The sequence below is a fragment of the Streptomyces sp. NPDC090127 genome (genome assembly GCF_044746945.1).
GTDB lineage: Bacteria > Actinomycetota > Actinomycetes > Streptomycetales > Streptomycetaceae > Streptomyces.
Genome location: NZ_JBIVDE010000004.1, coordinates 441,335 through 465,249, shown reverse-complemented (window position 1 = coordinate 465,249; position 23,915 = coordinate 441,335). Strand labels below are relative to the sequence as shown.

The following is a 23,915-nucleotide window of genomic DNA, read 5'->3' as shown; positions in this document are numbered from 1 at the left end:
ATGTCGTACTTTCCTGTCACGCTCGTTCCATGGAGACCGAAACGAAGCCGCTGAGCGGCAGGATCGCCCTCGTCGCGGGCGCCACGCGGGGCGCGGGACGCGCCATCGCCGTCCAGCTGGGCGCCGCCGGCGCCACCGTGTACGTGACCGGGCGCACCACCCGGGCGAAGGCCAGCGAGGTCGGCCGCACGACGGAGACCATCGAGGAGACGGCCGAGCTGGCGACGGCGGCCGGCGGTGAGGGCGTCGCGGTGCCCACCGACCACCTGGAGACCGACCAGGTCCGCGCGCTCGTCCAGCGGATCGACGCCGAGCGCGGCCGCCTCGACATCCTGGTGAACGACGTCTGGGGCGGCGAGCACCTCCTTGTCCCCGCCTTCGGCAAGAAGATCTGGGAGACCGATCTCGACAGCGGCCTTCGGATGCTGGAGCTGGGGGTGAAGACCCATGTGATCACCAGCGCGCTCGCGCTGCCGCTGCTGGTCCGCAATCCCGGCGGCCTTGTCGTCGAGGTGACCGACGGGACGGCCGAGTACAACCGCCGGTTCCGGGAGAACTTCTTCTACGACCTCACCAAGAACGCGCCGATCCGGATGGCCTTCGCGCTCGCGCACGACCTGAAGGACGCGGGCGGCACGGCGGTGGCCGTCACCCCGGGCTGGCTGCGGTCCGAACAGATGCTGGACCACTTCGGGGTGACCGAGGCGAACTGGCGCGACGCGACCGAACAGCTTCCCGACTTCGCGGTCGCCGAGTCCCCGGTCTACGTCGGACGCGCCGTCGCCGCCCTCGCCGCCGACCCCGACCGGGCCCGCTGGAACGGCCGATCGCTCTCCAGCGGACAGCTGGCCAAGGAGTACGGCTTCACGGACGCGGACGGCTCGCAGCCGGACGCCTGGGGCTTCATCGGCGCCAAGGAGAACGCGGAGAAGAACGGCGGGGACGTGTCGGTGGAGGACTACCGGTAGAGCGCCGCCAGACCCTCCGCCGCCGCCGTGAACCGGCCCCGCAGGGACGCCGGGGCGAGCACCTCGACCTCGGGGCCGAGCGCGAGCAACTGGCCGAAGGCGACCTCCTCGTTCTCCACGAGGAGCGTCGCCGTCGTCCAGCCCGTGCCGTCGTCCTTCGTCCCGGCCGCGCGGGCCTCCTCGGCGGCCGCGCGGTCCGTGACGTACGGCAGTCGGCGCACCCCCGCCTCCGACAGCCGCAGCACGACCTCGGTGCGCAGCAGGGAGCGGGCGAACTCCTGCGCCCGCTCGGCCCAGAAGGCCGGCAGGTCGAAGTCCTCGTCCCGAACGAAACGTTCCTCCGTGAGCGCCACGGCCGTGAAGCGGTCCATCCGGTACGTACGGAAGGCCGTACCCGAACGCGCGCACAGGTACCAGACGCCCGCCTTCAGCACGAGACCGTACGGAGCGAGCTCCCGCTCCACCTCGCCGTCGCCCCGGCGGTAGCGTGCGGTGAGCATCCGGTCGTCCCAGACCGCCTCCGCGACCGGCGGCAGCAACTCCGGGGTCGCCGGCTCCTGGTACCAGCCCGGGGCGTCCAGCAGGAAGCGCCGGGCCGCCGAGCGGGGCGCGTCGCGCAGCGAGGGCAGCAGCGCCGCCGACACCTTCAGCCGGGCCGCCGACGCCGCGTCCTCCAGGCCCATGTCCCGCAGCGCGCCCGGCAGCCCGGACAGGAACAGCGCCTCGGCCTCGCCGCGCGCCAGGCCCGTCAGCCGCGTGCGGTACCCGCCGATCAGCCGGTACCCGCCGGCCCTGCCCCGGTCCGCATAGACCGGAACCCCCGCCTCGGAGAGGGCGAGGGCATCGCGGGTGATGGTCCGCTCGGACACGTCCAGCTCCTGCGCCAGCTCGGCCGCCGTCATCGACGGGCGGGACTGGAGGAGCAGGACCATCTTGATGAGCCGGGCGGCACGCATGACCCCATCATGCGTGCCGCCACCGACAGCCGGACGGAAGCCCGGTGGAGAGCCGGGTGCTACAGGCCGTAGCGCTCGCGCGCCTCCTTCACGGCCGAGGCCGGGACCTCGCCGCGACGGGCGAGCTGGGCCAGGGCCGCGACCACGATCGACTGCGCGTCGACACCGAAGTGGCGGCGGGCCGCGTCACGGGTGTCCGACAGACCGAAGCCGTCGGCACCGAGCGAGGACCAGTCCTGCTCGACCCACTGCGCGATCTGGTCGGGGACCTGACGCATGTAGTCGGAGACGGCCAGGACCGGGGAGTCCACGCCCTCCAGCGCCTTGCGGACGTACGGGATCCGCTCCTCGCCGCGCAGCAGCGCCGCGTCGGCCTCCAGCGCGTCGCGCCGCAGCTCCGTCCAGGAGGTCGCGGACCACACGTCGGCGCCCACGCCCCACTCGGCGACGAGCAGCTTCTGCGCCTCAAGGGCCCAGTGGATGGCCGTACCGGAGGAGAGCAGCTGGATCCGCGAAGCGTTCGCAGGCAGGTCGAGACCGGCCGACTCCGCCGTGTTGAAGCGGTACAGACCCTTGACGATGCCCTCGTCGATCCCGGCCGGCTTGGCCGGCTGCGGCATCGGCTCGTTGTAGACCGTGAGGTAGTAGAAGACGTTCTGGTCCTCGCCCTCGGCGGCCTCGCCGTACATCCGGCGCAGACCCTCCTTGACGATCACCGCGACCTCGTAGGCGAACGCCGGGTCGTACGTCAGGGCGGCCGGGTTGGTCGCCGCGATGACGGGGGAGTGGCCGTCGGCGTGCTGGAGACCCTCACCGGTCAGCGTCGTACGGCCGGCGGTCGCGCCGACCAGGAAGCCGCGGCCGAGCTGGTCGCCGAGCTGCCACATCTGGTCGGCGGTGCGCTGCCAGCCGAACATCGAGTAGAAGATGTAGAACGGGATCATCGCCTCACCGTGCGTGGAGTACGCGGTGGACGCGGCGATGAAGTCGGCCATCGAACCGGCCTCGGTGATCCCCTCGTTGAGGATCTGGCCGTTGACGGCCTCCTTGTAGTACATCAGCTGGTCGCGGTCGACCGGCTCGTACGTCTGGCCCTTCGGCGAGTAGATGCCGAGCGACGGGAAGAGCGACTCCATACCGAAGGTACGGGCCTCGTCCGGAACGATCGGGACCCAGCGCTTGCCGGACTCCTTGTCCCGGATCAGGTCCTTGACCAGGCGGACGAAGGCCATCGTCGTGGCCATCGACTGCGCGCCGGAGCCCTTGTCGAAGGCGGTGAAGGCCTTCTCGGCCGGGGCCGGCAGCGGGGCGAGCGGCTGGACGCGACGGGCCGGGGCCGGACCGCCGAGGGCCGCGCGGCGCTCCTGGAGGTAGCGGACCTCCGGGGAGTCGGCGCCGGGGTGGCCGTAGGGCACCACGCCGTCGACGAACTGCGCGTCCGAGATCGGCAGGTCGAGCAGGTCACGCATGGCCTTGAACTCGTCCGTGCTGAGCTTCTTCATCTGGTGGTTCGCGTTCTTCGACGCGAAGCCCTCGCCCAGGGTGAAGCCCTTCACGGTCTGCGCGAGGATCACCGTCGGCGCGCCCTTGAACTCCACGGCGGCCTTGTACGCGGCGTAGACCTTGCGCGGCTCATGGCCACCGCGGGAGAGGTGGAAGCACTCCAGGATCTTGTCGTCGCTCAGCAGCTGCCCCATCGCGACGAGCGAGGGGTTCGCGCCGAAGAAGTCCTGGCGGATGTAGGCGGCGTCGCGGGTCTGGTACGTCTGGACCTGCGCGTCCGGGACCTCACGGAGGCGGCGGACGAGGGCGCCGTCGTTGTCGAGCGCGAACAGCTCGTCCCAGGCGTTGCCCCAGAGCGACTTCACGACGTTCCAGCCGGCGCCGCGGAACTGGGCCTCCAGCTCCTGCACGATCTTGAAGTTGGCGCGGACCGGGCCGTCGAGGCGCTGCAGGTTGCAGTTGATGACGAAGGTCAGGTTGTCCAGGCCCTCGCGGGCGGCCAGTGCCAGGGCCGCCGTCGACTCGGGCTCGTCCATCTCGCCGTCGCCGAGGAACGCCCACACGTGCGAGGACGAGACGTCCTTGATGCCGCGGTTGGTGAGGTACCGGTTGAAGCGCGCCTGGTAGATGGCGGAGAGCGGGCCCAGACCCATGGAGACGGTCGGGAACTCCCACAGCCAGGGGAGACGGCGCGGGTGCGGGTAGGAGGGCAGACCGTTGCCGCCGGACTCCTGCCGGAAGTTGTCGAGGTGGGCCTCGGTGAGGCGGCCGTCGAGGAAGGCGCGGGCGTAGATGCCGGGGGAGGCGTGGCCCTGGATGTAGAGCTGGTCGCCGGAGCCGGCGGCGTCGCCGGACTCCTTGCCCTTGAAGAAGTGGTTGAAGCCGGTCTCGTAGAGCCAGGCCGCGGAGGCGAAGGTGGCGATGTGGCCACCGACGCCGTGCTTGGCGCCGCGGGTGACCATGGCGGCGGCGTTCCAGCGGTTCCAGGCGGTGATCCGGCGCTCCAGCTCCTCGTCGCCGTCGATGGCCGGCTCGGAGGAGGTGGGGATGGTGTTGACGTAGTCCGTCTCCAGCAGCTTGGGCAGGGCCAGGCCCGCGCCCTCGGCGTGCTGGAGCGTGCGGCGCATCAGGTAGGCGGCCCGGTGCGGGCCGGCGGCCTTGGTGACGGCATCCAGGGAGGCCGCCCACTCGGCGGTCTCCTCGGTGTCACGGTCCGGGAGCTGGTCGAGCTCGCTCGGAATCTTGCCTACGGGATCGGTCATGATCGCCGCCTTCCGGACAGATGGGGGTGGAGAAGGGGTGCCTTGTCTGGCAGGACAGGGCGAAGGGCCGGGGTACGGCCCGCCGAAGACTGTAAGCCGCCGATCGATGATCGATCAAAGTGTTGAAGGGAAAAACTTCCTCAGATCGCGAAAGTCGGCACAGGGTGCCGCGAAAACGGGCACCGGGTGCCTTGTTTTCGCAGGTGAGGCGGCGTATGAGAGGGGTCTCGCACGAATGAGCGGGCCCCGGTGCGGGGCCCGCTCACTCGGGGACGGACGGGCTTCAGGCCCTCGGCGCGCAGCCCAGGACGTGGGCCTTGACCAGGGCGCCGATGTTCGGGTCGGCCCGGCGGAAGGCCTCCACCAGCTCCTGGTGCTCCTCCGCGTACGACTTCTGGACCGTGCCGAGCCAGCGGATCGAGAGCGCCGTGAAGACCTCGATGCCCAGGCCCTCCCAGGTGTGCAGCAGCACGCCGTTCCCGGCCGCCTTCACCAACTCGCGGTGGAAGCCCACCGTGTGCCGCACCTGCGCCGTCCCGTCGGCCGTCCGGTCCGCCTCGTACAGCGCCGTCACGTGCGGCTCCAGGGCCGAGCAGTCGGCCGCGAGCCGGGTCGCGGCCAGCTCCGCCGCGATCTGCTCCAGACCGGCCCGGACCGGGTAGCTCTCCTCCAGGTCGGCCGCCGTCAGATTCCGTACCCGTACACCCTTGTTGGGGGAGGACTCGATCAGCCGCAGCGACTCCAGCTCCCGCAGCGCCTCGCGCACCGGCGTCTGGCTGACCTCGAGCTCCGTGGCGATCCGGCGCTCCACGATCCGCTCGCCCGGCTTCCAGCGCCCGCTGACGATGCCCTCCACGATGTGCTCGCGGATCTGTTCGCGCAGCGAGTGGACGACGGGGACGCTCATGAAGCCGCTCCTTAAGGGACGCGTTGACACTCAAGACAATACGGCGGCGCCCCCGCCCGGAAACACTTCCGGGCGGGGGCGCCGCAGGTGAGGCTTGTTACGTTGCCAAGCCCAGGTGGGCCTACAGGCCGAGGTCGACCTCGAACTCGCCGGCCTCCAGGATCGCCTTGACGGCCGTCAGGTAACGGGCCGCGTCGGCGCCGTCCACCAGGCGGTGGTCGTAGGAGAGCGTCAGGTACGTCATGTCACGGATGCCGATGACGGTGCCCTCGGCGGTCTCGATGACCGCCGGGCGCTTGACCGTGGCACCGATGCCCAGGATGGCGACCTGGTTCGGGGGCACGATGATCGTGTCGAACAGCGCACCGCGCGAACCGGTGTTGCTGATGGTGAAGGTCGCACCGGCCAGCTCGTCCGGGGTGATCTTGTTGCCGCGGACCTTGCCGGCCAGCTCGGCCGTGGCCTTGGAGATACCGGCGATGTTCAGGTCGCCCGCACCCTTGATGACCGGCGTCATCAGACCCTTCTCGGAGTCCACGGCGATGCCGATGTTCTCCGAGTCGAAGTACGTGATGGTGCCCTCGTCCTCGTTGATCCGGGCGTTGATGACCGGGTGGGCCTTCAGCGCCTGGGCCGCCGCCTTGACGAAGAACGGCATCGGGGACAGCTTGACGCCCTCACGGGCGGCGAAGGCGTCCTTGGCACGGCCGCGCAGCTTCATCAGCTTGGTGATGTCGACCTCGACGACCGAGGACAGCTGGGCCTGGCCGTGCAGCGCCTTCATCATGTTGTCGCCGATGACCTTGCGCATGCGGGTCATCTTGACGGTCTGACCGCGCAGCGGGGACGTCTCCAGGGCCGGGGCCTTGGGGGCGGCGGCCGCGGGAGCGGCGGCGGGGGCCGGAGCGGCCTTCTTGGCCTCGGCGGCCGCGAGGACGTCCTGCTTGCGGATACGGCCGCCGACGCCGGTGCCCTTGACGGACGCCAGCTCGATGCCGTTCTCGGAGGCGAGCTTGCGGACCAGCGGGGTCACGTAGGCGCCGTCGTCCGCCGGCTGTGCGGCGGCGGGGGCGGGAGCCTGGGCGGCGGGGGCCGGAGCCGGTGCGGCCGGGGCGGGCGCCGGAGCGGCCTGGGCCGGAGCCGGAGCCGGAGCCGGAGCGGCCTGCGCCGGAGCGGCGGCCGGGGCGGGGGCGGGAGCCGGGGCGGCGGGAGCCGGCGCCGCGGCCGGGGCGGTCTGCGCCGGAGCGGTCTGCGCCGGGGCCGGGGCGGCCGGGGCCTCGGCGGCGGCCGGAGCGGCACCCGGGGCGCCGATGACGGCCAGCTTGGCGCCGACCTCGGCGGTCTCGTCCTCGGCGACGACGATCTCCAGGAGGACACCCGAAGCCGGAGCCGGGATCTCGGTGTCGACCTTGTCCGTGGAGACCTCGAGCAGCGGCTCGTCGGCCTCGACGCTGTCGCCGACCGACTTCAGCCAGCGGGTGACGGTGCCCTCGGTGACGGACTCGCCGAGCGCCGGCAGGACGACGTCGGTGCCCTCGGCGGAGCCGCCGCCGGAGGTGGCCTCCGCGGTCGGGGCCGGGGCGGGCTGCTCGGTCTCGGTGGACGGCTGGGCCTGCGGGGCCTGCGGGGCCTCCTGCGCCGGGGCCGGAGCGGCCTCGGCGGCGGGGGCGGCCTCGGCGGCCGGAGCCTCGGCGGCGGCCGGCGCACCAGAACCGTCGTCGATGATCGCGAGCTCGGCGCCGACCTCGACGGTCTCGTCCTCGGCGACCTTGATGGAGGCCAGGACGCCCGACGCGGGGGCGGGGATCTCGGTGTCGACCTTGTCGGTCGAGACCTCGAGCAGCGGCTCGTCGGCCTCGACACGCTCACCCTCGGCCTTGAGCCAGCGGGTGACGGTGCCCTCGGTGACGCTCTCGCCGAGCGCCGGCAGGGTTACGGAAACCGACATGGTTTCAGTTGCTCCTAACGAATTGCGGAAAGTGGTCGTCGCGCCCGTAGCTGACGTGAGCGTCAGTCGTGGGAGTGCAGAGGCTTGCCGGCCAGCGCCAGGTGCGCCTCGCCGAGCGCCTCGTTCTGCGTCGGGTGGGCGTGGATGAGCTGCGCGACCTCGGCCGGCAGCGCCTCCCAGTTGTAGATCAGCTGCGCTTCGCCGACCTGCTCGCCCATGCGGTCACCGACCATGTGGACGCCGACCACGGCACCGTCCTTGACCTGGACGAGCTTGATCTCGCCCGCGGTCTTGAGGATCTTGCTCTTGCCGTTGCCCGCGAGGTTGTACTTCAGGGCGACGACCTTGTCCGCGCCGTAGATCTCCTTGGCCTTGGCCTCGGTGATGCCGACGGAGGCGACCTCGGGGTGGCAGTACGTCACCCGGGGCACGCCGTCGTAGTCGATCGGAACGGTCTTCAGACCGGCCAGCCGCTCCGCGACCAGGATGCCCTCGGCGAATCCCACGTGCGCCAGCTGGAGGGTCGGGACCAGGTCGCCGACCGCCGAGATCGTCTCCACGTTGGTGCGCATGTACTCGTCGACGAGGACGTAGCCGCGGTCCATCGCGACGCCCTGCTCCTCGTAGCCGAGACCGGCCGAGACCGGGCCGCGGCCGATGGCGACGAGCAGGACCTCCGCCTCGAAGGTCTTGCCGTCGGCCAGCGTGACCTTGACACCGTTCTGGGTGTACTCGGCGGACTGGAAGAAGGTGCCGAGGTTGAACTTGATGCCGCGCTTGCGGAAGGCGCGCTCAAGAAGCTTGGAGCTGTTCTCGTCCTCGACCGGGACCAGGTGCTTCAGGCCCTCGATCACCGTCACGTCGGTGCCGAAGGACTTCCACGCGGAGGCGAACTCGACGCCGATGACACCGCCGCCGAGGATGATCGCCGACTCCGGGACGCGGTCCAGGGTCAGGGCGTGGTCCGAGGAGATGATCCGGTTGCCGTCGATCTCCAGACCGGGCAGCGACTTCGGCACGGAACCGGTGGCGAGGAGGACGTGACGACCCTCGACGCGACGGCCGTCCACGTCGACGGAGGTCGGGGAGGAGAGCCGGCCGTGGCCCTCGATGTACGTCACCTTGCGGGAGGCGACGAGACCCTGGAGACCCTTGTACAGGCCCGAGATCACGTCGTCCTTGTACTTGTGCACGGCCTTGATGTCGATGCCCTCGAAGGAGGCCTTGACACCGAACTGCTCCGCCTCGCGGGTCTGGTCGGCGACCTCGCCGGCGTGGAGCAGGGCCTTCGTGGGGATGCAGCCGTTGTGCAGGCAGGTGCCGCCGAGCTTGTTCTTCTCGATCAGTGCGACGTCCAGGCCCAGCTGCGCTCCGCGCAGCGCCGCGGCGTAACCGCCGCTACCGCCGCCGAGGATCACTAGGTCGAAAACGGTGCTGGCGTCGTTCGCCACGTCACGTCCTCCATGCATGTGCGCCGGTCGCCGGTCTCCGATGACCGGGCGGCGGCTGGTGTTCGGCCGCTTTATTTCGGCCCTGTGGTGGGGGCCCTGTCCTGCCGAGAACCCATCTTCGCACTTGTTGCCGGGAGGCGGGACGCGGGGCCGGTGTGTGAGACCGGGGGATCGCCCGTACGGACAGGTAACCGGGGCGTACGCACGTACGGATTTCGTTGCGGGCGAACGGCGGCGGCCCCGGGGATCCCGTCCCCGGGGCCGCCGCCGTTCACGCGACGGTCAGAGCTCGCCGTCGGCGGTCTTCTCCGCCAGCCTCACCAGCGTGCGGACCGCGGAGCCGGTGCCGCCCTTGGGGGTGTAGCCGTACGGCGCGCCCTCGTGGAAGGCCGGGCCGGCGATGTCGAGGTGGGCCCAGGTGATGCCCTCGCCGACGAACTCCTGGAGGAAGAGACCGGCGACCAGGCCGCCGCCCATCCGCTCGCCCATGTTGGCGATGTCGGCGGTCGGGGAGTCCATGCCCTTGCGCAGGTCCGCCGGGAGCGGCATCGGCCAGGACTGCTCGCCGACCTCCTCGGCGGTCTCGTGGATCGCCGTGCGGTAGTCGTCGTCGTTGGCCATGATGCCGAAGGTCCGGTTGCCCAGGGCGAGCACCATCGCGCCGGTCAGGGTCGCCACGTCGACGATCGCGTCCGGGTTCTCCTCCGAGGCCCGGGTCAGCGCGTCCGCCAGGACCAGCCGGCCCTCGGCGTCGGTGTTGAGGACCTCGACGGTCTTGCCGCTGTACATGCGCAGCACGTCGCCGGGGCGGGTGGCCGAGCCCGACGGCATGTTCTCGGCGAGCGCCAGCCAGCCGGTGACGTTGACGGCCAGACCGATCCGGGCGGCGGCGACGACGGCGGCGAACACGGCGGCCGCGCCGCTCATGTCGCACTTCATCGTCTCGTTGTGCCCGGCCGGCTTCAGGGAGATGCCGCCCGAGTCGTAGGTGATGCCCTTGCCGACCAGGGCGAGGGTCTTCTCCGCCTTCGGGTGCGTGTAGGCGACCCGGACCAGGCGGGGGCCGCGGACGGCGCCCTTGCCGACGCCGAGGATGCCGCCGTAGCCGCCCTTCTCCAGCGCCTTCTCGTCGAGCACCTGGACCTTGAGGCCGTGCTCCTTGCCGGCGGCGGTGACCACGGCGGCGAACGTCTCGGGGTAGAGGTCGTTCGGCGGCATGTTGATCAGGTCGCGCGCGCGGTTCATCTCCTCGGTGAGCGCCAGGGCGCGCTCGGCGGCGGCCTTGTGGGCCTTGTCGCGCGGCTTGGCGCCGAGCAGGACCACCTCGGCCAGCGGCTTCTTGGCGTCCTTGCCGTTCTTGGAGTCCTGGTACGCGGTGTAGGCGTACGCGCCGAGCAGCGCGCCCTCCGCGATCGCCTCGGCGTCCTCGGCGGAGGAGACGGGCAGCGCGAAGGCGGCCTTCTTGGCGCCGTGCAGGGTGCGGGCGGCGGTACCGGCGGCGCGGCGGAGCGTCTCGGCACGGTACGTCACACCGTCCTCGGGGGCGGAGCCCAGGCCGACGGCGAGCACGACGGGGGTCTTCAGGCCCGCGGGGGAGGGCAGCTTGGTGGCCTCACCCTCGGCACCCGCCGCACCCAGGGTCTCCAGGACGGCGGCCAGCCTGCCGTCGAACGCCTTGTCCACGGCCTCGGCGCCCGGGGCGACGACCAGGCCCTTGCCGGACTTCGCGACGCCGACGACGAGGGCGTCGGCACGCAGCGTCGCGGCTCCGGCTGTGCTGAGAGTGAGAGCAGTCACGGTGGTGAAATCTCGCTTCCATTGAGTTCTGTGGCGGTCGAGGGTTGGGCCGACCGTGCCCGCCGCATCGTATTTCGGCCCGGAGAGCGCCGAGAACGAGCCTACGCTCGCTGTTCGTGTTCGCTCACGGCGACGGTGATTCACTCATCCGTGGTGTCTCTTTCACGTTTACCCCTCAAGGTCGGAGAGTTCGTCCACACTCGGCCTCATTCGCGCAAGGGCGGCACCCGCCCCTTTGCATCATCCGCATCATCTCCACAGGTCCTCCGCATCGGGCGGGCCTGTCGAGGGGGGACACCACTCCGATGGACTCTGCCGGATCCCGCATGCCCCGAAACGCCAGGACCGCCGCCCTCGTCGCGGCCGCGCTCCTCGCCACCGTCGTCCCGTCGGCGGGAGCGAGCGCCGCCGCCCCGCCGGACCCGCGGGTCGACCTCACCGTCCTCGTCGTCGACGACGGCGGCAGCGCCGTGGAGGCGATCATCGCCGAGCTGCGCTCCACCGGCGTTCCGTACCGCCGGGTCGATCTGGCCGATTCGGGCCGGCCGGTCATCGACGCCGGCTTCCTCAGCGACACGGTCTCGGGCCGCCCCCGGGCCAAGTACCAGGGCGTCGTGCTGCCCCACGAGTCGGCCTTCGGACCGGACTCCGCCGAGCAGGCCGCGCTCACGGCGTACGAGCAGACCTTCCGGATCCCGCAGGTCGACGCCTACACCTGGGCCCACCCCGGCGTCGGGCTCGACTACACCAGTGAGGGCGGCTGGTCCGGCTCCCTCGACGGCTCCACCGCCACCGTCACCACGGCCGGCAAGGCCGGGCCCTTCCGCTACCTCGACGGGGCCGTGACCTTCGAGGACAACGACCCGACGATCTCCGAGAGCTACGGCTACGCGGGCCGCCCCCGGGAGGGCTTCACCAGCCTCCTCGACGTGCCCGCCGCGGGCGGCGGACGGGCCAGCCTGATCGGCGAGTACGCCCACGACGGGCGCCGGGAGCTCGTCGTCACCTTCGCCTACAACACGTACCAGCGGCAGTTCCGGGTGCTGGCGCGCGGCATCGTCGAGTGGCTCACCGAGGGCGTCCACCTCGGCCAGAGCCGCAACTACTTCTCCGTCCACGTCGACGACGTCTTCGCCCCCGACGCCCGCTGGGACGCCGCGCGCAACTGCACCCCCGGCGACTTCGACTGCCCCGGCGGCGACGGGGAGGCCGAGAACCCGATCCGGATGACCGCCGCCGACGCCACGTACGCCGCCACCTGGCAGAAGTCCGCCGGCTTCACCCTCGACATGGTCTACAACGGCGGTCAGGGCGAGCAGTGGAAGACCGAGAACGGCGGCACGGACCCGCTCGCCGCCCGGCTGATCGCCGACCGCGCCCAGTACCGCTGGATCAACCACACCTACACGCACCCCTTCCTCGGCTGCGTCCAGGACAACAGCACCGTCCCCTGGCAGTGCGCGAAGACGGCCGCCGGCGCGACCCTGTGGACCAGCCGGAGCACCATCTCCGGGCAGATCCGCGACAACCACAACTGGGCGATCGCCAAGGGCATCTCCGTCGACCGCACCGAACTCGTCACCGGCGAGCACTCCGGCCTCAGGACCGCGCCGCAGCAGCCGGCCGACAACCCCCATCTCTCCGGCGCGCTGGCGGACAACGGCGTCAAGTGGATCGCCAGCGACAACTCCCGCGAGCCCCAGCAGCGTGCCGTCGGCGCCGCGAAGACCGTCCCGCGCCACCCCATGAACGTGTACTACAACGTGGGCACCGCCGCCGAGATGGCCGACGAGTACAACTGGATCTACACCTCACGGGCCGACGGCGGCAGCGGGATCTGCGAGTCCAACCCGGCCTCCACCTGCCTGCCCGCCCCGCTCGACACCGCCACCGGGTACGCCGGCCACATCGTCCCCCAGGAGGCCCGCACGGCCCTCTCCCACGTGGTCGCCAACGACCCGCGGCCGCACTACGTGCACCAGTCCAACCTCGCCGAGGACCGCCTCCTCTACCCCGTCCTCGACCGGGTCCTCGCCGACTACCGGGGCCTGTACGCCGACAACGCCCCGCTGGTGAACCCCCGTCAGCGCGACGTCGGCGTCGAGCTGGAGCGCCGAGCCGCCTGGGACCGGGCGCTCGCGGCCGGCCAGGTCACCGCGTACCGCATCGGCACCGCGGTCACCGTCAAGGCGCCGTCCGGAGTGACCGCCCCGATCACCGCCCCCGAGGGCACGCGCAAGCAACTCCTGCTCGGTACGGCGGTGTTCGGCACGGCCTACGCGGGAGCCCGCTCGTCCTGGACCACCCCCGAGGTGCTCCAGTCCACGACCACGCTCAAGCTTCCGACGGCCTGACCCGACCACACCGTACGTTCTGGGGGGAAACGCACATGCCGAGCTGTGGCCGTCACGTCACCATGCTCACCGAAGGCACCTATCCGCACGTCCACGGGGGAGTCAGCACCTGGTGCGACCAACTCGTCCGGGGCATGCCCGAGGTCGACTTCCAGATCCTCGCCCTCACCGGCAACGGCCGCGAACCCGTGACCTGGGAGCTGCCGCCGAACATCTCCCGCCACACCGCCTTCCCGCTCTGGGGCTCCGCCCCGGAGCGGGGGCGGGCCCCACGGGGCCGGGAGCGCCGCCGCTTCACCGACACCTACGAGCGCTTCCTGCTCTCCATCCTCGACCCCGAGGCCGGCTGCGACTTCGGCGAGGGGCTCTACGCCCTCGCCGCCCTCGCCCGGCGCGGCGGGCTCACCGCCGCGCTGCGCTCCGAGGCCGTGCTGCGCTCCCTGATGTGGATCTGGACCATGCCGCATCTCCCGACCGCCGCCGCCCGGCCCACGATCCACGACGCGCTCACCGCCACCGACCTGCTCGAACACGCGCTGCGCCCGCTCGCCGCCCGGATAGCCGGCGACGGCGTCGCGCACGCCGTCTCCAGCGGCCTCGCGACGCTGCCGGCGCTCGCCGCCCAGCACTTCGAAGGGGTGCCCTTCCTGCTCACCGAACACGGCATCTACCTCCGCGAGCGCTACCTCGGCTACCGCACCGAGGCCCAGCGCCGGCCCGTCAAGGCCCTGATGCTCGGCTTCTACCGCGAGCTCAACACCCTCGGCTACCGCAAGGCCGACCTCATCACCCCGTGCAACCAGTACAACCGGCGTTGGGAGGAGCGCGGCGGCGCGCCCGCCGCCCGCATCCGGACGGTCTACAACGGGGTCGACCCGCAGGCCTTCCCCTACGCCGGACCGGAGCCGGAGGTGCCCACCCTCAGCTGGTGCGGCCGGGTCGACCCCATCAAGGACCTGGAGACGCTGATCCGGGCGTACGCCATCTCCCGCGCCGAACTCCCGGAGCTGAGGCTTCGGTTGTTCGGCCCGGTCCCGGCCGGCAACGAGGACTACCGGACCCGACTGGAGAAGCTCGCCGCCGAGCTCGGCGTGGCCGACGGCCTCACCTTCGAGGGGAGGATCTCCGACGTCGCCCGGGCCTACGCGGCCGGCAGCGTGGTGATGCTCTCCTCGATCAGCGAAGGGTTCCCGTTCTCCCTGATCGAGGCCATGTCGTGCGGCCGTGCCACGGTCTCCACCGACGTGGGCGGGGTGCGGGAGGCCGTCGGGGACACCGGGCTCGTCGTCCCGCCCCGCGAGCCCGCGGTGATGGCCGCGGCCGTCACCGCCCTCCTGCGGGACGGCGAGCGGCGGGCCGAACTGGGGCGCCGGGCCCGGCAGCGGGTCGTCGACCGGTTCACCCTGCACCGCTCGGTGGACGGCTTCCGCCGGATCTACCGGGAACTGGACGGCGGGCCCGTCCCGGCCGCGCCGGAGCCGGAGGACTGGACGGTGCTCCTCACCGACCCGTGGCGCCCGGAACTCGTGGGCGGAGGCTCCCTGTCATGAGCGGCTCCCTCTGGCTGAGGAACGGCACGATGCGGGACACCCTGCCGGTGATCCCGCGCCAGCGGGTGGCGGCCGGGTCCGCGGCCCTGGCCGTCGATCCGATCGACGAACTCGCCCACCGGATGGCCGGGTTGGCCGCCGACGCCGTGCATCCGGACGAGATCGCCGCGATCCTGGAGTCCGACGGGATGACGGACGACCACATCCGGCTCACCTACGGACGCGCCGACTCCTTCTCCCTCGCCGAGGACCTCTACGCGCGGGTGGAGCGGCGCGGGCCCGAGCCGGACGCCACGCCCGCCGGGCCCTGGCACCAGGGCCTCGCCGGCTGTCTGCTGCGCGGTCTCGTCTTCGCCCTGCCCGGGCTCGCGTACGTCCTGGGCGCCCCGCTCCTGGGGCGGGCGGGAACGGTTCCGCTACTCGCGGGGGCCGTGGCGGGCTGGGTCTGGAACCAGGCCCTGTCCCACCGCGCGTACACCTGGCTCGGGCTCGGCGACCGGGGGTCCGCCGTCCGCAGTCTGCGCCGCGGCGCCCCGGCGGGCGCGCTCCTCGGGGCGGCGGTCGCCCTCGCGGCCGCCGGCCCCGGCCAGTGGCCGGTCGTCGTCTTCGCCGCGGGCCAGTCGCTGTACCTGGCGGCCGCGACCGTGCTGCTCGTCCTCGGCCGCGAACGGGCCCTGCTCTGCGCGCTCGTCCCCCTGGCCGGGGCCGTACCCGCCTTCCACCACGACCTCCCCGACGCTCTGCGGGCCGGTCTCCCGGCCCTCTCCCTCGCGGCGGCCGTCACCTTCGCGGCGCAGGTGCTGCGCGGCGGAGGTCCCCGCGGCGGGGGCGCCGGACGCCCCGGCGCCGGCGTCACCCCGCGCGCGGCAGCGGGGCGGCGCCGGTCGTTCCGACGCCGCCCCGGGGAGCCGCGGCGGGCCCGGTCGGGGCCGCCGCTCATCGCCTCCGCCCCGTACGGACTCTTCGGGCTCGGCACCGGGCTGCTCGTGCTGTACGCGGGGGGCGGCGACGCGCTCGTGACCGGGGCGGGGCCCGTGGTGGCGCTCACCCTCTCCATGGGGCCCGCCGAATGGCTGCTGCACCGTTTCCGCCGCGAGAGCCTCGCCGGGCTGCGGAGCCTCACCAGCGCCCGGGCCTTCCGGTGGGCGGCGGCCGGGGCGCTCGCGCGCTGCCTCGGTGCCTACCTCGCCGTCCTCCTGGCCCTGGCCGTCGGCGGCGCCCTGCTGTGGCCCGGGGCGCCCGCGCCGGACGGCGCCGGCCTCGTCGGGCTGCTGCTCGTCGGGGTGGTGCTCTGGCTCGGCCTGCTCCTCCAGGCCTTCGGCGCGGTGCGCGGCGCCGCCGCCGTGTGCACACTCGCGGCGGCGGCCCAGACCCTCGCCCCGACCTCGGGGCCGCTGGTCGCCGCGGTGGCCGCCGCCGCGCTGGCCGTCCTCACCTGCGCCCTGCTCGTCCGTCCGACCGCCCACCGTGTCTGAGGAAGGTCCGTGACCCCCTCCCTCCTCGTGCCCTTCTACGAGCACCCCGCCGACCGCCCCGAGGCCTGGGAGGCCGTCGTCGAGGCGGCGCCCTCGCTGTACGGCGTCGTCCTCAACCCCGCGAACGGCGCGGGCTCGGCCCCCGACCCCGCCTTCGCCGCCGTCGCCGAACGGCTCCGGGCCGCCGGGGTCCGCGTCCTCGGCTACACCGACACCGCCTACGGCCGCCGCCCGCACGGCGAGGTCGTCGCCGAACTGCTGCGCCACCGCGACTGGTACGGGGTCGACGGGGCCTTCCTCGACCAGGTGCCGACCGCCCCCGAGGCGCTCGGCCACGTCCGCCGCATCGGCGTCGCCGCCCGCGCCGCCGGGGCCCGCACCCTGGTCCTCAACCACGGCGCCCACCCCGACCCCGGGTACGCCGAACTCGCCGACCTGCTGGTCACCTTCGAGGGCCCCTGGGACGCGTACCGCGGTCTCGAACTCCCGGCCGAGGACCACTACTGCCACCTGGTCTACGCGGCGCCCCACGACGCCCTGCCCGCCACCCGCGTCCACTGCGCGGTCCCGGGCACCGGCGCCCACCCGTGGGGCACCCTCCCGCACGGCCTGGAGGGGAGGCCACGGCCAGAGAACTGACGCAGGCCAGGAGCTGACAGAGGCCAGCAGCTGACGGAGGCCAGGAGCCGACGGAGGCCAGGGGCTAACGGAGGCCGAGGCCGAGGGTGAGGGTCACCAGCACCGCGGTGGCCGCGGTCTCCTCCAGCGCGCCGAAGACATCGCCCGTCACCCCGCCGAACCGCCGGACGCAGCGGCGCAGCAGCAGCGCCGCCGCCCCGAGCCCCGCGCCCGTCGCGAGGATCTGGCGCAGGGCGTCGTAGGGGGAGAAGAGCGTCCCCGTCGCCGCGCACGCCACCAGGACGGCCGCCGTGACCAGGACCGCCGCGCGCACCGGAACCGTCCCGGCGACCATCGCGCCCAGGCCCTCCGGGCGGGTCGCCGGGATGCCCTCCCGGGAGGCGTGGGTCAGGGCGAGGCGGGCGACGGTCGCGGCGAGGGCGGCGCCGACCGCGCCGTACGCCCAGCTCTCCTCGTACAGCCGGTGGAGGGCGGCGACCTGGGCGAGCAGCACGAAGAGCAGGGCGATGACACCGAACGGGCCGATGTCCGACTGCTTCATGATCCGTAGCGCGTCCTCGGCGGGCTTCGCGCTGCCGAGCCCGTCCGCCGTGTCCGCGAGCCCGTCCAGGTGCAGCCCGCGGGTCATCAGCGCCGGGACGGCGGCCGTGGCGACCGCCGCGAGCAGCGGCCCCGAGCCGAGCAGCAGCAGCACCCCGCCGAGCGCCGCCGCGCACAGGCCGACGACGAGACCGGCGAGCGGGGCCCAGAGCATGCCGGCGCGCGCCGCGTCCCGGTCCCAGCGGGTGATGCGGGCGGGCAGCACCGTGAGGGTGCCGAAGGCGAAACGCAGGCCGTCCATCCGGGCAGGGTAAGGCAGGGCTCGACGCGGTAAATTGCGCATCACGCACATATCGGAAGCAGGTGGCATGGGTCACTGGTTCTACCGCAACTTCGTCGAGCCGGGGAAGCTCCCGCTGCTCATCGCCCTGTTCTCCTTCGTCGTGACCTTCCTCGTCACGCGGATGATCGTGCGGATGATCCGGGCCGGGAAGGGCCCGTTCGGCAATGTGCAGTCCGCCGGAGGGCTGCACATCCACCATGTCGTCCCCGGCGTCGTCCTCACCGTCGTCGGCGGCTTCGGCGCGGTCGCCAGCGGCCGCGAGGGCGTCACCGCCTGCGTCTTCGCGGCGGTCTTCGGGATCGGCGCGGGCCTGGTCCTGGACGAGTTCGCGCTGATCCTGCATCTCGACGACGTCTACTGGAGCGACCAGGGCCGCAAGAGCGTCGAGGTGGTCGTCCTGACCGCCGCCCTCGTCATGCTGGTCCTCGGCGGCTTCTCGCCGCTCGGCGTCAACGAGCTGACGCCCGACGAGCGGCAGAACCGGGCCGGCCTCGTCCTCACGATGCTGGTGAACTTCCTCTTCGTCCTGATCACCCTGGTGAAGGGGAAGTTCCGGCTGGCGGTGCTCGGGACCCTGGTGCCGTTCGTCGCGATCATCGGGGCCGTACGGCTCGCCCGGCCCGGCTCCTGGTGGTCGAAACGTCTCTACCGCAGGCGTCACCGCGCCCGAGCCCGCTCCCGGCTGCGCACCTACCGGCACGACCGGCGCTGGGACCGGGTGCGCCGACGCGCTCAGGACGTGATCGGGGGCTTCCAGGAGCGCGTGCCGGGGCGCACTCCGGGCTCGGGATCCTCGGGACCCTCCGGACCCCCGGGGCCGGACGGCGGCGGCTGACGCCGCTCCCGCCAGGCCGTGACCGCGACGAGCACCAGCACGGCGGCGATCGCGGCGAGGTGCTCCTTGCCCGCGAGGTTGCTCTTGACCAGCACCTCCACCACCATCGCGACGACCACCAGCGCCCCGGTCCAGCGGGCGCGGTAGCGCCGGCAGACGTACACGGCGAGGCCGACCACCGCCGCCGACGGGCCGGTGTCGACGACCTGCGCGTCGGCGGGCGGCAGCCCCAGCGGGTTGTCGGGACCGAGCGCGATGCCCACGCGCGCGTACAGCGTCCCGGCGAGCGTCGCCAGATAGGCGATCACCAGCGTCCGCCACCGCCCGAGGCAGATCTCGGCGATGCCGAAGACCAGCAGGACCTGGGCGAGAGCGCCCCACACCGGCAGGTCGAGGGCGGGGACGAAGAGCGAGAGCGGGGTCCGTAGCAGCGCGAGCCAGAGCGGGTCCTCGGCGCGCACCGAGCCGATGTTCTGGACCGGCTGGTAGCCCCAGTCCTGGTTCTGCACCACCTGGAAGAGCGCCGTGAGGCAGACGGCGGCCAGCGTCATCGGGACCGCGCGCCACCTCCGCGTGACGAGCGCGGTCCGTACGGCGGTGTACAGCGGACCCCACTCGCGGCGCGCGAACCGCTTGAACGCGGATCTCACCGACGCCCCTCCAGATGCCTGCGGTGCATCCACTTCGGCAGCCCCGGGGCCTCCAGGAAGCCCTCGGCGCGGCCGGCGGCGAGGCCGATGCGGAGCAGGTCGGCGCTCTTCTCGAAGAGCATGAAGCGTGGCTCCCAGATCGGTCGGTACTTGGCGTTGGCACGGTAGAGCGACTCGATCTGCCACCAGCGGGAGAAGAAGCTGAGCAGGGAACGCCACATCCTCAGCACGGGTCCCGCCCCGAGCTTCGAGCCACGTTCGAAGACGGACCGGAACATGGCGAAGTTCAGCGAGACCTGCGTGATCCCGATCTCCTTGGCGCGCTGGAGGAGGTCGATGACCATGAACTCCATCAGGCCGTTCTCGGCGTCCCGGTCGCGCCGCATCAGGTCGAGCGAGAGCCCCTTCGGCCCCCACGGCACGAAGGAGAGCACCGCCCGCAGTTCGCCCCGCTCGTCGGTGCACTCCAGCATCGCGCACCGCCCGTCGCGCGGGTCGCCGAGCCGGCCGAGCGCCATCGAGAAGCCCCGCTCGGTGGCGCCGTCGCGCCAGTCGTCGGCCTTGCGCAGCAGCGCGTCCATCTCGTCGGCGGGGATGTCCTCGTGACGCCGGATCCGTACCTCGTACCCGGCCCGCTTGACCCGGTTGAAGGCCTGCCGGACCGTGCGCATGGCGCGGCCGTCCAGGGTGAACTCGTCGGTCTCCACGATCGCCTCGTCGCCCAGCTCCAGGGCGTCCAGGCCGTGCCGGGCGTAGACGGTGCCGGCCTCCTCGCTCGCGCCCATCACGGCCGGGATCCAGCCGTGCTCGCGGGCCTCCGCCAGCCACGGCTCGATCGCGCCGGGCCAGGCCTCGGGGTCGCCGATCGGGTCTCCGGAGGCCAGCGAGACCCCGCCGACGACCCGGTAGGCGACGGCGGCCTTCTGGCTGGGGGACCACACCACGCTCTTCTCGCGGCGCAGCGCGAAGTAGCCGAGCGAGTCGCGGTCTCCGTGCTTGTCGAGGAGCGTGCGCAGCCTGTCCTCGTCGTCCTCGGTCAGCGGGTCGACGGCCCGGCGGGAGCGGAAGGCGACATACAGCACGGCGATGATCAGCAGCGTGGACAGCACGTTGATGACGACGTCGACCCAGCCGGGGGTGGCGATCCCGTCGAAACGTGAGTCGTCGGCGGCCAGCGTGATCAGCCGCATCACGCCGTACCGCCAGCGCTCCAGGAAGGTGGAGGTGCCGGACGCGGTGTTGGTGACGGTGACCAGCACGGCGGCGAGCAGCGAGGCGACCAGCAGCCCGCCGACGGCGACGACGGCGGCCAGCACCGGGTTGGAGCGGTCGCCCTTCGCGTAGAACTCTTTGCGGCCGAGGACGAGCGCGAGGACGAACGCGGCGGTGAGGGCGAGCGAGATCCAGTTCTGGGCGTGCTGCCGGATCTCGGGGAAGAACATCGCGAAGGCGAAGAGCAGCAGGAAGAGCCCGCTGAGGACGATGTTGAGGATCCACGCGGCGCGTTTGCGGCGTCGCATGGTGATCGCCAGGAAGAGCGTGAAGACGCCCGAGGCGAAGCCGGCGGTCAGCATGTACGGAGTGAAGTAGTTGTCCGTGTTGTGCCGGCGCAGGTCCTGGCCGAGGGAGACCCACACGGCGCTCAGGAAGTTGATGAACGTGACGGCGCGCAGGTACCAGACGGCGAACGCGGCGCTGCGCCGCGAACGGACGGTGCCCCGGGGCGTTCCTTCGGTGGACAAACGGACCTCTCCCATGAAAAGCGATCATATGGGGCATCGCTCGCCATGGCGGGGCGCCGGAAGCGGCCGTCCGCGCGTGGCGGACCGCTTCCGACGCCGTGATCCGACTAGTTCTCCTCGGCCGGCGCGGTCTCCGGAATGGTCGGTTCCGGGCGCTCGGGCAGCTCGGCCGCCAGGGCGGCCGCGGCCTGGACGAGGGGAAGAGCGAGCAGTGCCCCGGTTCCCTCGCCCACAGTGACGCCGTGGTCGAGCAGAGGGTTGAGCGCCATCCGGTCCAGCGCCTTCGACTGGGCCGGCTCCCCGCTGACCTGACCCGCCAACCACCAGTCCGGCGCCCGGAACGCCGCCCGCTGAGCCACCAGCGCACAGGCCGCGCCCACCACACCGTCCAGGAGCACCGGCATCCGGCGCACCGCGCTCTGCAGCAGGAAGCCCGTCATCGCCGCCAGGTCCGCCCCGCCGACCGCGGCGAGCAGCGCCGGCTGGTCGCCGAGGACCGGCCGGGCACGCCGCAGCGCGTCCCGCACCGCCGCGCACTTGCGCATCCACGCCAGGTCGTCGATGCCCGCGCCGCCCCGGCCGGTGACCACCGAGGCGTCCGTCCCGCAGAGGGCCGCGATCAGCGTCGAGGCGGGCGTCGTACCGCCCACGCTCAGGTCGCCGAGCACGACGAGATCCGTGCCGGAGTCGGCCTCCTCGTCCGCGATCGCCATGCCGAGCCGGATCGCCGCCTCGGTCTCCTCGGCGGTCATCGCGTCCTCGATGTCGATCCGGCCGCTGCCGCGCCGCACCCGCTGCCGGACGACCTCGGCGGGCAGCAGCCCGGGCTCGCAGTCAAGACCGGCGTCCACCACCCGTACCGGGACGCGCGCGGCCCGCGCGAGCACCGCGACCGGGCTCTCCCCGTCGAGCACCGCACGGACCAGCTCGTACGCCGTACCGGCCGGGCGGCCGGACACCCCGAGCGAGGCCACCCCGTGGTCGCCCGCGAAGAGCACCACCTTCGGCTGCTCGATCGCCCGTACCTTGACCGACGCCTGCGCCGCCGAGAGCCACTCGCCGAGCTCGTCGAGCCGGCCGAGCGCACCGGGCGCGACGATCAGCCGCTCCCGGCGTTCCTCGGCGTCACGCCGCACCCCGCCGTCGGGGCGCTCGATCAGATCGGAGAAGTCGTCCAGGTTCAAGGCTCTTCCTCGTGACGTCGGCTGTGGCCAATGGGTGATCGCACCCTACCCGCGCAGCACCAACGCCTGTCCCGAGACGACAAGCAGCACCTGCTCGCACTCGTCCCCGAAGGCCGCGTTCAGCCGACCCAGCTCGTCCCGGAAACGCCGCCCCGCCGCCGTCGCCGGCACCACGCCCGACCCCACCTCGTTGGTCACCGCGACGACCGTACGGGGCGTCCCGCGCACCGCCGCCACCAGCGCCGCGACCCGCTCCCGCAGCGCGTCCCGGCCGCCGCCCTCCCACCGCTCGTCCTCCCAGGCCCCGACCCGGTCCATCGCGTCCGTCAGCCACAGCGACAGACAGTCGATCAGCAGCGCGGGGCCCTCGCCCTTGAGCAGCGGCACAAGATCGCAGGTCTCCTCCGTGCGCCAGGAGCCCGGCCGCCGGTCCCGGTGCAGCGCGATCCGCCGCGCCCACTCCTGGTCGCCCTGCCCGCTCCCGGCCGTCGCCACGTACAGCACCTCGGGAAACGTCTCCAGGCGCCGCTCGGCCTCCACCGACTTGCCCGAACGGGCCCCGCCCGTCACCAGCGTGCGGCGCGGCACGTCGGGCACGGCGTGGTACTCGCCCACGACCACGGTCGTGCCGTCCGCCACCGCGCGCGCCCCGGACGCCGCGAGCCGCCGCTCCAGCTCGCCCCCGCCCGGCACGTCGTGGTCGAGGTGCACGGCGACGACATCGGTGCTCGCCCCGACCGCCCCCGTCGCCCGCAGCCGGGCCAGCGCCTCCGGCCGGCCCGTCACGTCCATGACGACCATGTCGTACGGCGACCGGTGGTTCTCCGGCAGACCGGCGGGGGAGCCGCCCGGCGGCAGGTACAGCAGCCGCTCGCCCTCCGGCGACGTCACCTCGTACCCCGTACCGGGGGAGTCCATCGGCACCGCCCGCACCCGGTGCCCGCTGATCAGCGTCAACTCCCGGCCGTCCGGCACCCGTCCGGCGGGCGGCAGCCCGGCCGGCACCTCCACCGCGGGCCCGTCGTGCGGGTGCGTGAGCAGTACCTGCCGTACGCCGACCAGCGAGCGCCCGGCCCGGGCGGCGGCCAGCGCGGCGCCCGGCGTCAGGTCGAGCAGCAGCGCCTCGTCCACGAGCAGCGCGGTGGCGGCCCGTGCCTGGGCGCCACGGGCGGTCGCGCACACGGCGCAGGGGCATTCGGGGCGGGGGAGCCCGAGGGGGGCGCCGGTGCCGAGCAGAGTCAGTTCCACGCAATGATCCTCCCGCGACACCGCGAGGGGTGCGCGCCCGGCTACGCTGCGGGCAGGAAACCGATCATCCGGTGAGCCTCAGGAGGCGGACATGGCATGGACGTGGCGGTTCGAGAAGGCCGACGGCACGGAGACCGCTCCCTCGGTGGAACCGGAGGACTGGACGACCCAGGGCGACGCCGAGTCCTGGATCGGCGAGGTCTGGAAGGACCTGCTGGAGGGCGGCACGGAGCAGGCGTCGCTCTTCGAGGACGACACCAAGATCTACACGATGTCGCTCCGCGAGGCGGCGGAGAGCTAGAGCCCGGCCTCCCGGCGGCTCGTCACGGGTCCGGGGCCCTCGTGCGCGAGGCCCCGCACCTCCGCGCGTGGGTCCCGCACCTCCGCGCGCGGGTCCCGCGCCTCCGCGCGTGGGCCCCGCACCTCTGCACGTGGGCCCCGCACCTCCGCGCGAGGCCCGCCGTCCTCTGCGCGAGGGCCCCGCACCTCCGCGCGAGGGCCCCGCACCTCCGCGCGAGGCCCGCCGTCCTCTGCGCGAGGGCCCCGCACCCGTGCGCGAGCCC

General features: G+C 72.9%; 18 protein-coding genes. 7 read left to right on the top strand and 11 right to left on the bottom strand.

Annotated features, from left to right (window positions below; all coding sequences use genetic code 11):
- Positions 1 to 29 precede the first annotated feature (29 nt).
- Positions 30 to 968 (top strand): SDR family oxidoreductase, encoded by a 939-nt coding sequence (locus ACIPPS_RS17675; protein ID WP_401432458.1) that lies wholly within the window; start codon positions 30 to 32, stop codon positions 966 to 968.
- Here ACIPPS_RS17675 and ACIPPS_RS17670 read toward each other — a convergent pair.
- The 6 genes from ACIPPS_RS17670 to ACIPPS_RS17645 form a co-directional block, all read right to left on the bottom strand.
- Positions 959 to 1,924 (bottom strand): helix-turn-helix transcriptional regulator, encoded by a 966-nt coding sequence (locus ACIPPS_RS17670; protein WP_401432455.1) that lies wholly within the window; start codon positions 1,922 to 1,924, stop codon positions 959 to 961. The two genes, ACIPPS_RS17675 and ACIPPS_RS17670, sit on opposite strands and share 10 nt — an antisense overlap.
- A gap of 59 nt (positions 1,925 to 1,983) precedes the next feature.
- Complete coding sequence (gene aceE, locus ACIPPS_RS17665; protein ID WP_401432452.1) at positions 1,984 to 4,689, bottom strand: pyruvate dehydrogenase (acetyl-transferring), homodimeric type; 2,706 nt, start codon at positions 4,687 to 4,689, stop codon at positions 1,984 to 1,986.
- Between the two features lie 283 nt (positions 4,690 to 4,972).
- Positions 4,973 to 5,596, bottom strand: a complete 624-nt coding sequence (locus ACIPPS_RS17660; RefSeq protein WP_401432449.1) for a GntR family transcriptional regulator — start codon at positions 5,594 to 5,596, stop codon at positions 4,973 to 4,975.
- Between the two features lie 121 nt (positions 5,597 to 5,717).
- On the bottom strand, positions 5,718 to 7,544 hold the full coding sequence (sucB, locus tag ACIPPS_RS17655; RefSeq protein ID WP_401432445.1) for a 2-oxoglutarate dehydrogenase, E2 component, dihydrolipoamide succinyltransferase: 1,827 nt from the start codon (positions 7,542 to 7,544) through the stop codon (positions 5,718 to 5,720).
- A gap of 62 nt (positions 7,545 to 7,606) precedes the next feature.
- Positions 7,607 to 8,995 (bottom strand): dihydrolipoyl dehydrogenase, encoded by a 1,389-nt coding sequence (lpdA, locus tag ACIPPS_RS17650; protein ID WP_401432443.1) that lies wholly within the window; start codon positions 8,993 to 8,995, stop codon positions 7,607 to 7,609.
- A gap of 282 nt (positions 8,996 to 9,277) precedes the next feature.
- The gene (locus ACIPPS_RS17645) at positions 9,278 to 10,792 is read right to left on the bottom strand and encodes a leucyl aminopeptidase (protein ID WP_401432440.1); all 1,515 of its coding nucleotides are present in this window, start codon (positions 10,790 to 10,792) and stop codon (positions 9,278 to 9,280) included.
- A gap of 326 nt (positions 10,793 to 11,118) precedes the next feature.
- Between ACIPPS_RS17645 and ACIPPS_RS17640 the strand changes: the two genes are divergently transcribed.
- The 4 genes from ACIPPS_RS17640 to ACIPPS_RS17625 are packed head-to-tail and all read left to right on the top strand — an operon-like array spanning position 11,119 to position 16,810.
- On the top strand, positions 11,119 to 13,146 hold the full coding sequence (locus ACIPPS_RS17640; RefSeq protein WP_401432437.1) for a hypothetical protein: 2,028 nt from the start codon (positions 11,119 to 11,121) through the stop codon (positions 13,144 to 13,146).
- 35 nt (positions 13,147 to 13,181) lie between these two features.
- Complete coding sequence (gene pelF, locus ACIPPS_RS17635) at positions 13,182 to 14,696, top strand: GT4 family glycosyltransferase PelF (RefSeq protein ID WP_401432435.1); 1,515 nt, start codon at positions 13,182 to 13,184, stop codon at positions 14,694 to 14,696.
- Entirely contained in the window at positions 14,693 to 16,171 is a 1,479-nt protein-coding gene (locus ACIPPS_RS17630; protein WP_401432432.1) for a hypothetical protein, read from the top strand. The genes pelF and ACIPPS_RS17630 overlap by 4 nt, the downstream gene beginning before the upstream one ends.
- Positions 16,172 to 16,180: 9 nt before the next feature.
- Positions 16,181 to 16,810, top strand: a complete 630-nt coding sequence (locus ACIPPS_RS17625) for a spherulation-specific family 4 protein (RefSeq protein ID WP_401432430.1) — start codon at positions 16,181 to 16,183, stop codon at positions 16,808 to 16,810.
- A 64-nt stretch (positions 16,811 to 16,874) separates the two neighbouring features.
- On the opposite strand, the gene ACIPPS_RS17620 is transcribed toward ACIPPS_RS17625, so the two are convergent.
- Complete coding sequence (locus ACIPPS_RS17620; protein ID WP_401433120.1) at positions 16,875 to 17,693, bottom strand: adenosylcobinamide-GDP ribazoletransferase; 819 nt, start codon at positions 17,691 to 17,693, stop codon at positions 16,875 to 16,877.
- Between the two features lie 25 nt (positions 17,694 to 17,718).
- Between ACIPPS_RS17620 and ACIPPS_RS17615 the strand changes: the two genes are divergently transcribed.
- Positions 17,719 to 18,528, top strand: coding sequence for a hypothetical protein (locus tag ACIPPS_RS17615; RefSeq protein WP_401432427.1), 810 nt, complete (start codon positions 17,719 to 17,721; stop codon positions 18,526 to 18,528).
- On the opposite strand, the gene ACIPPS_RS17610 is transcribed toward ACIPPS_RS17615, so the two are convergent.
- The 4 genes from ACIPPS_RS17610 to ACIPPS_RS17595 all read right to left on the bottom strand — a co-directional run bounded on the left by ACIPPS_RS17610 (position 18,426) and on the right by ACIPPS_RS17595 (position 23,352).
- On the bottom strand, positions 18,426 to 19,178 hold the full coding sequence (locus ACIPPS_RS17610; protein ID WP_401432424.1) for a hypothetical protein: 753 nt from the start codon (positions 19,176 to 19,178) through the stop codon (positions 18,426 to 18,428). The two genes, ACIPPS_RS17615 and ACIPPS_RS17610, sit on opposite strands and share 103 nt — an antisense overlap.
- Positions 19,175 to 20,935 carry a phosphatidylglycerol lysyltransferase domain-containing protein gene (locus ACIPPS_RS17605; RefSeq protein WP_401432421.1) on the bottom strand — a complete coding sequence of 587 codons (1,761 nt, stop codon included), beginning with the start codon at positions 20,933 to 20,935 and terminating at the stop codon, positions 19,175 to 19,177. The genes ACIPPS_RS17610 and ACIPPS_RS17605 overlap by 4 nt, the downstream gene beginning before the upstream one ends.
- Before the next feature lie 92 nt (positions 20,936 to 21,027).
- The gene (gene cobT / locus ACIPPS_RS17600; RefSeq protein ID WP_401432419.1) at positions 21,028 to 22,104 is read right to left on the bottom strand and encodes a nicotinate-nucleotide--dimethylbenzimidazole phosphoribosyltransferase; all 1,077 of its coding nucleotides are present in this window, start codon (positions 22,102 to 22,104) and stop codon (positions 21,028 to 21,030) included.
- A gap of 45 nt (positions 22,105 to 22,149) precedes the next feature.
- On the bottom strand, positions 22,150 to 23,352 hold the full coding sequence (locus ACIPPS_RS17595) for a bifunctional adenosylcobinamide kinase/adenosylcobinamide-phosphate guanylyltransferase (RefSeq protein ID WP_401432417.1): 1,203 nt from the start codon (positions 23,350 to 23,352) through the stop codon (positions 22,150 to 22,152).
- A gap of 91 nt (positions 23,353 to 23,443) precedes the next feature.
- On the opposite strand from ACIPPS_RS17595, the gene ACIPPS_RS17590 reads away from it, so the two are divergent.
- Positions 23,444 to 23,653 (top strand): hypothetical protein, encoded by a 210-nt coding sequence (locus ACIPPS_RS17590; RefSeq protein ID WP_362013438.1) that lies wholly within the window; start codon positions 23,444 to 23,446, stop codon positions 23,651 to 23,653.
- Positions 23,654 to 23,915: the final 262 nt, after the last annotated feature.

Coding starts and splice junctions, on each gene's coding strand:
- ACIPPS_RS17615 (WP_401432427.1), top strand. CDS start 17,719: ATGGGTCACTGGTTCTACCGCAACTTCGTCGAGCCGGGGAAGCTCCCG.
- pelF (WP_401432435.1), top strand. CDS start 13,182: ATGCCGAGCTGTGGCCGTCACGTCACCATGCTCACCGAAGGCACCTAT.
- ACIPPS_RS17630 (WP_401432432.1), top strand. CDS start 14,693: ATGAGCGGCTCCCTCTGGCTGAGGAACGGCACGATGCGGGACACCCTG.
- aceE (WP_401432452.1), bottom strand. CDS start 4,689: ATGACCGATCCCGTAGGCAAGATTCCGAGCGAGCTCGACCAGCTCCCG.
- ACIPPS_RS17660 (WP_401432449.1), bottom strand. CDS start 5,596: ATGAGCGTCCCCGTCGTCCACTCGCTGCGCGAACAGATCCGCGAGCAC.
- ACIPPS_RS17670 (WP_401432455.1), bottom strand. CDS start 1,924: ATGCGTGCCGCCCGGCTCATCAAGATGGTCCTGCTCCTCCAGTCCCGC.
- ACIPPS_RS17590 (WP_362013438.1), top strand. CDS start 23,444: ATGGCATGGACGTGGCGGTTCGAGAAGGCCGACGGCACGGAGACCGCT.
- ACIPPS_RS17605 (WP_401432421.1), bottom strand. CDS start 20,935: ATGGGAGAGGTCCGTTTGTCCACCGAAGGAACGCCCCGGGGCACCGTC.
- ACIPPS_RS17640 (WP_401432437.1), top strand. CDS start 11,119: ATGCCCCGAAACGCCAGGACCGCCGCCCTCGTCGCGGCCGCGCTCCTC.
- sucB (WP_401432445.1), bottom strand. CDS start 7,544: ATGTCGGTTTCCGTAACCCTGCCGGCGCTCGGCGAGAGCGTCACCGAG.
- ACIPPS_RS17620 (WP_401433120.1), bottom strand. CDS start 17,693: ATGCGCAATTTACCGCGTCGAGCCCTGCCTTACCCTGCCCGGATGGAC.
- ACIPPS_RS17675 (WP_401432458.1), top strand. CDS start 30: ATGGAGACCGAAACGAAGCCGCTGAGCGGCAGGATCGCCCTCGTCGCG.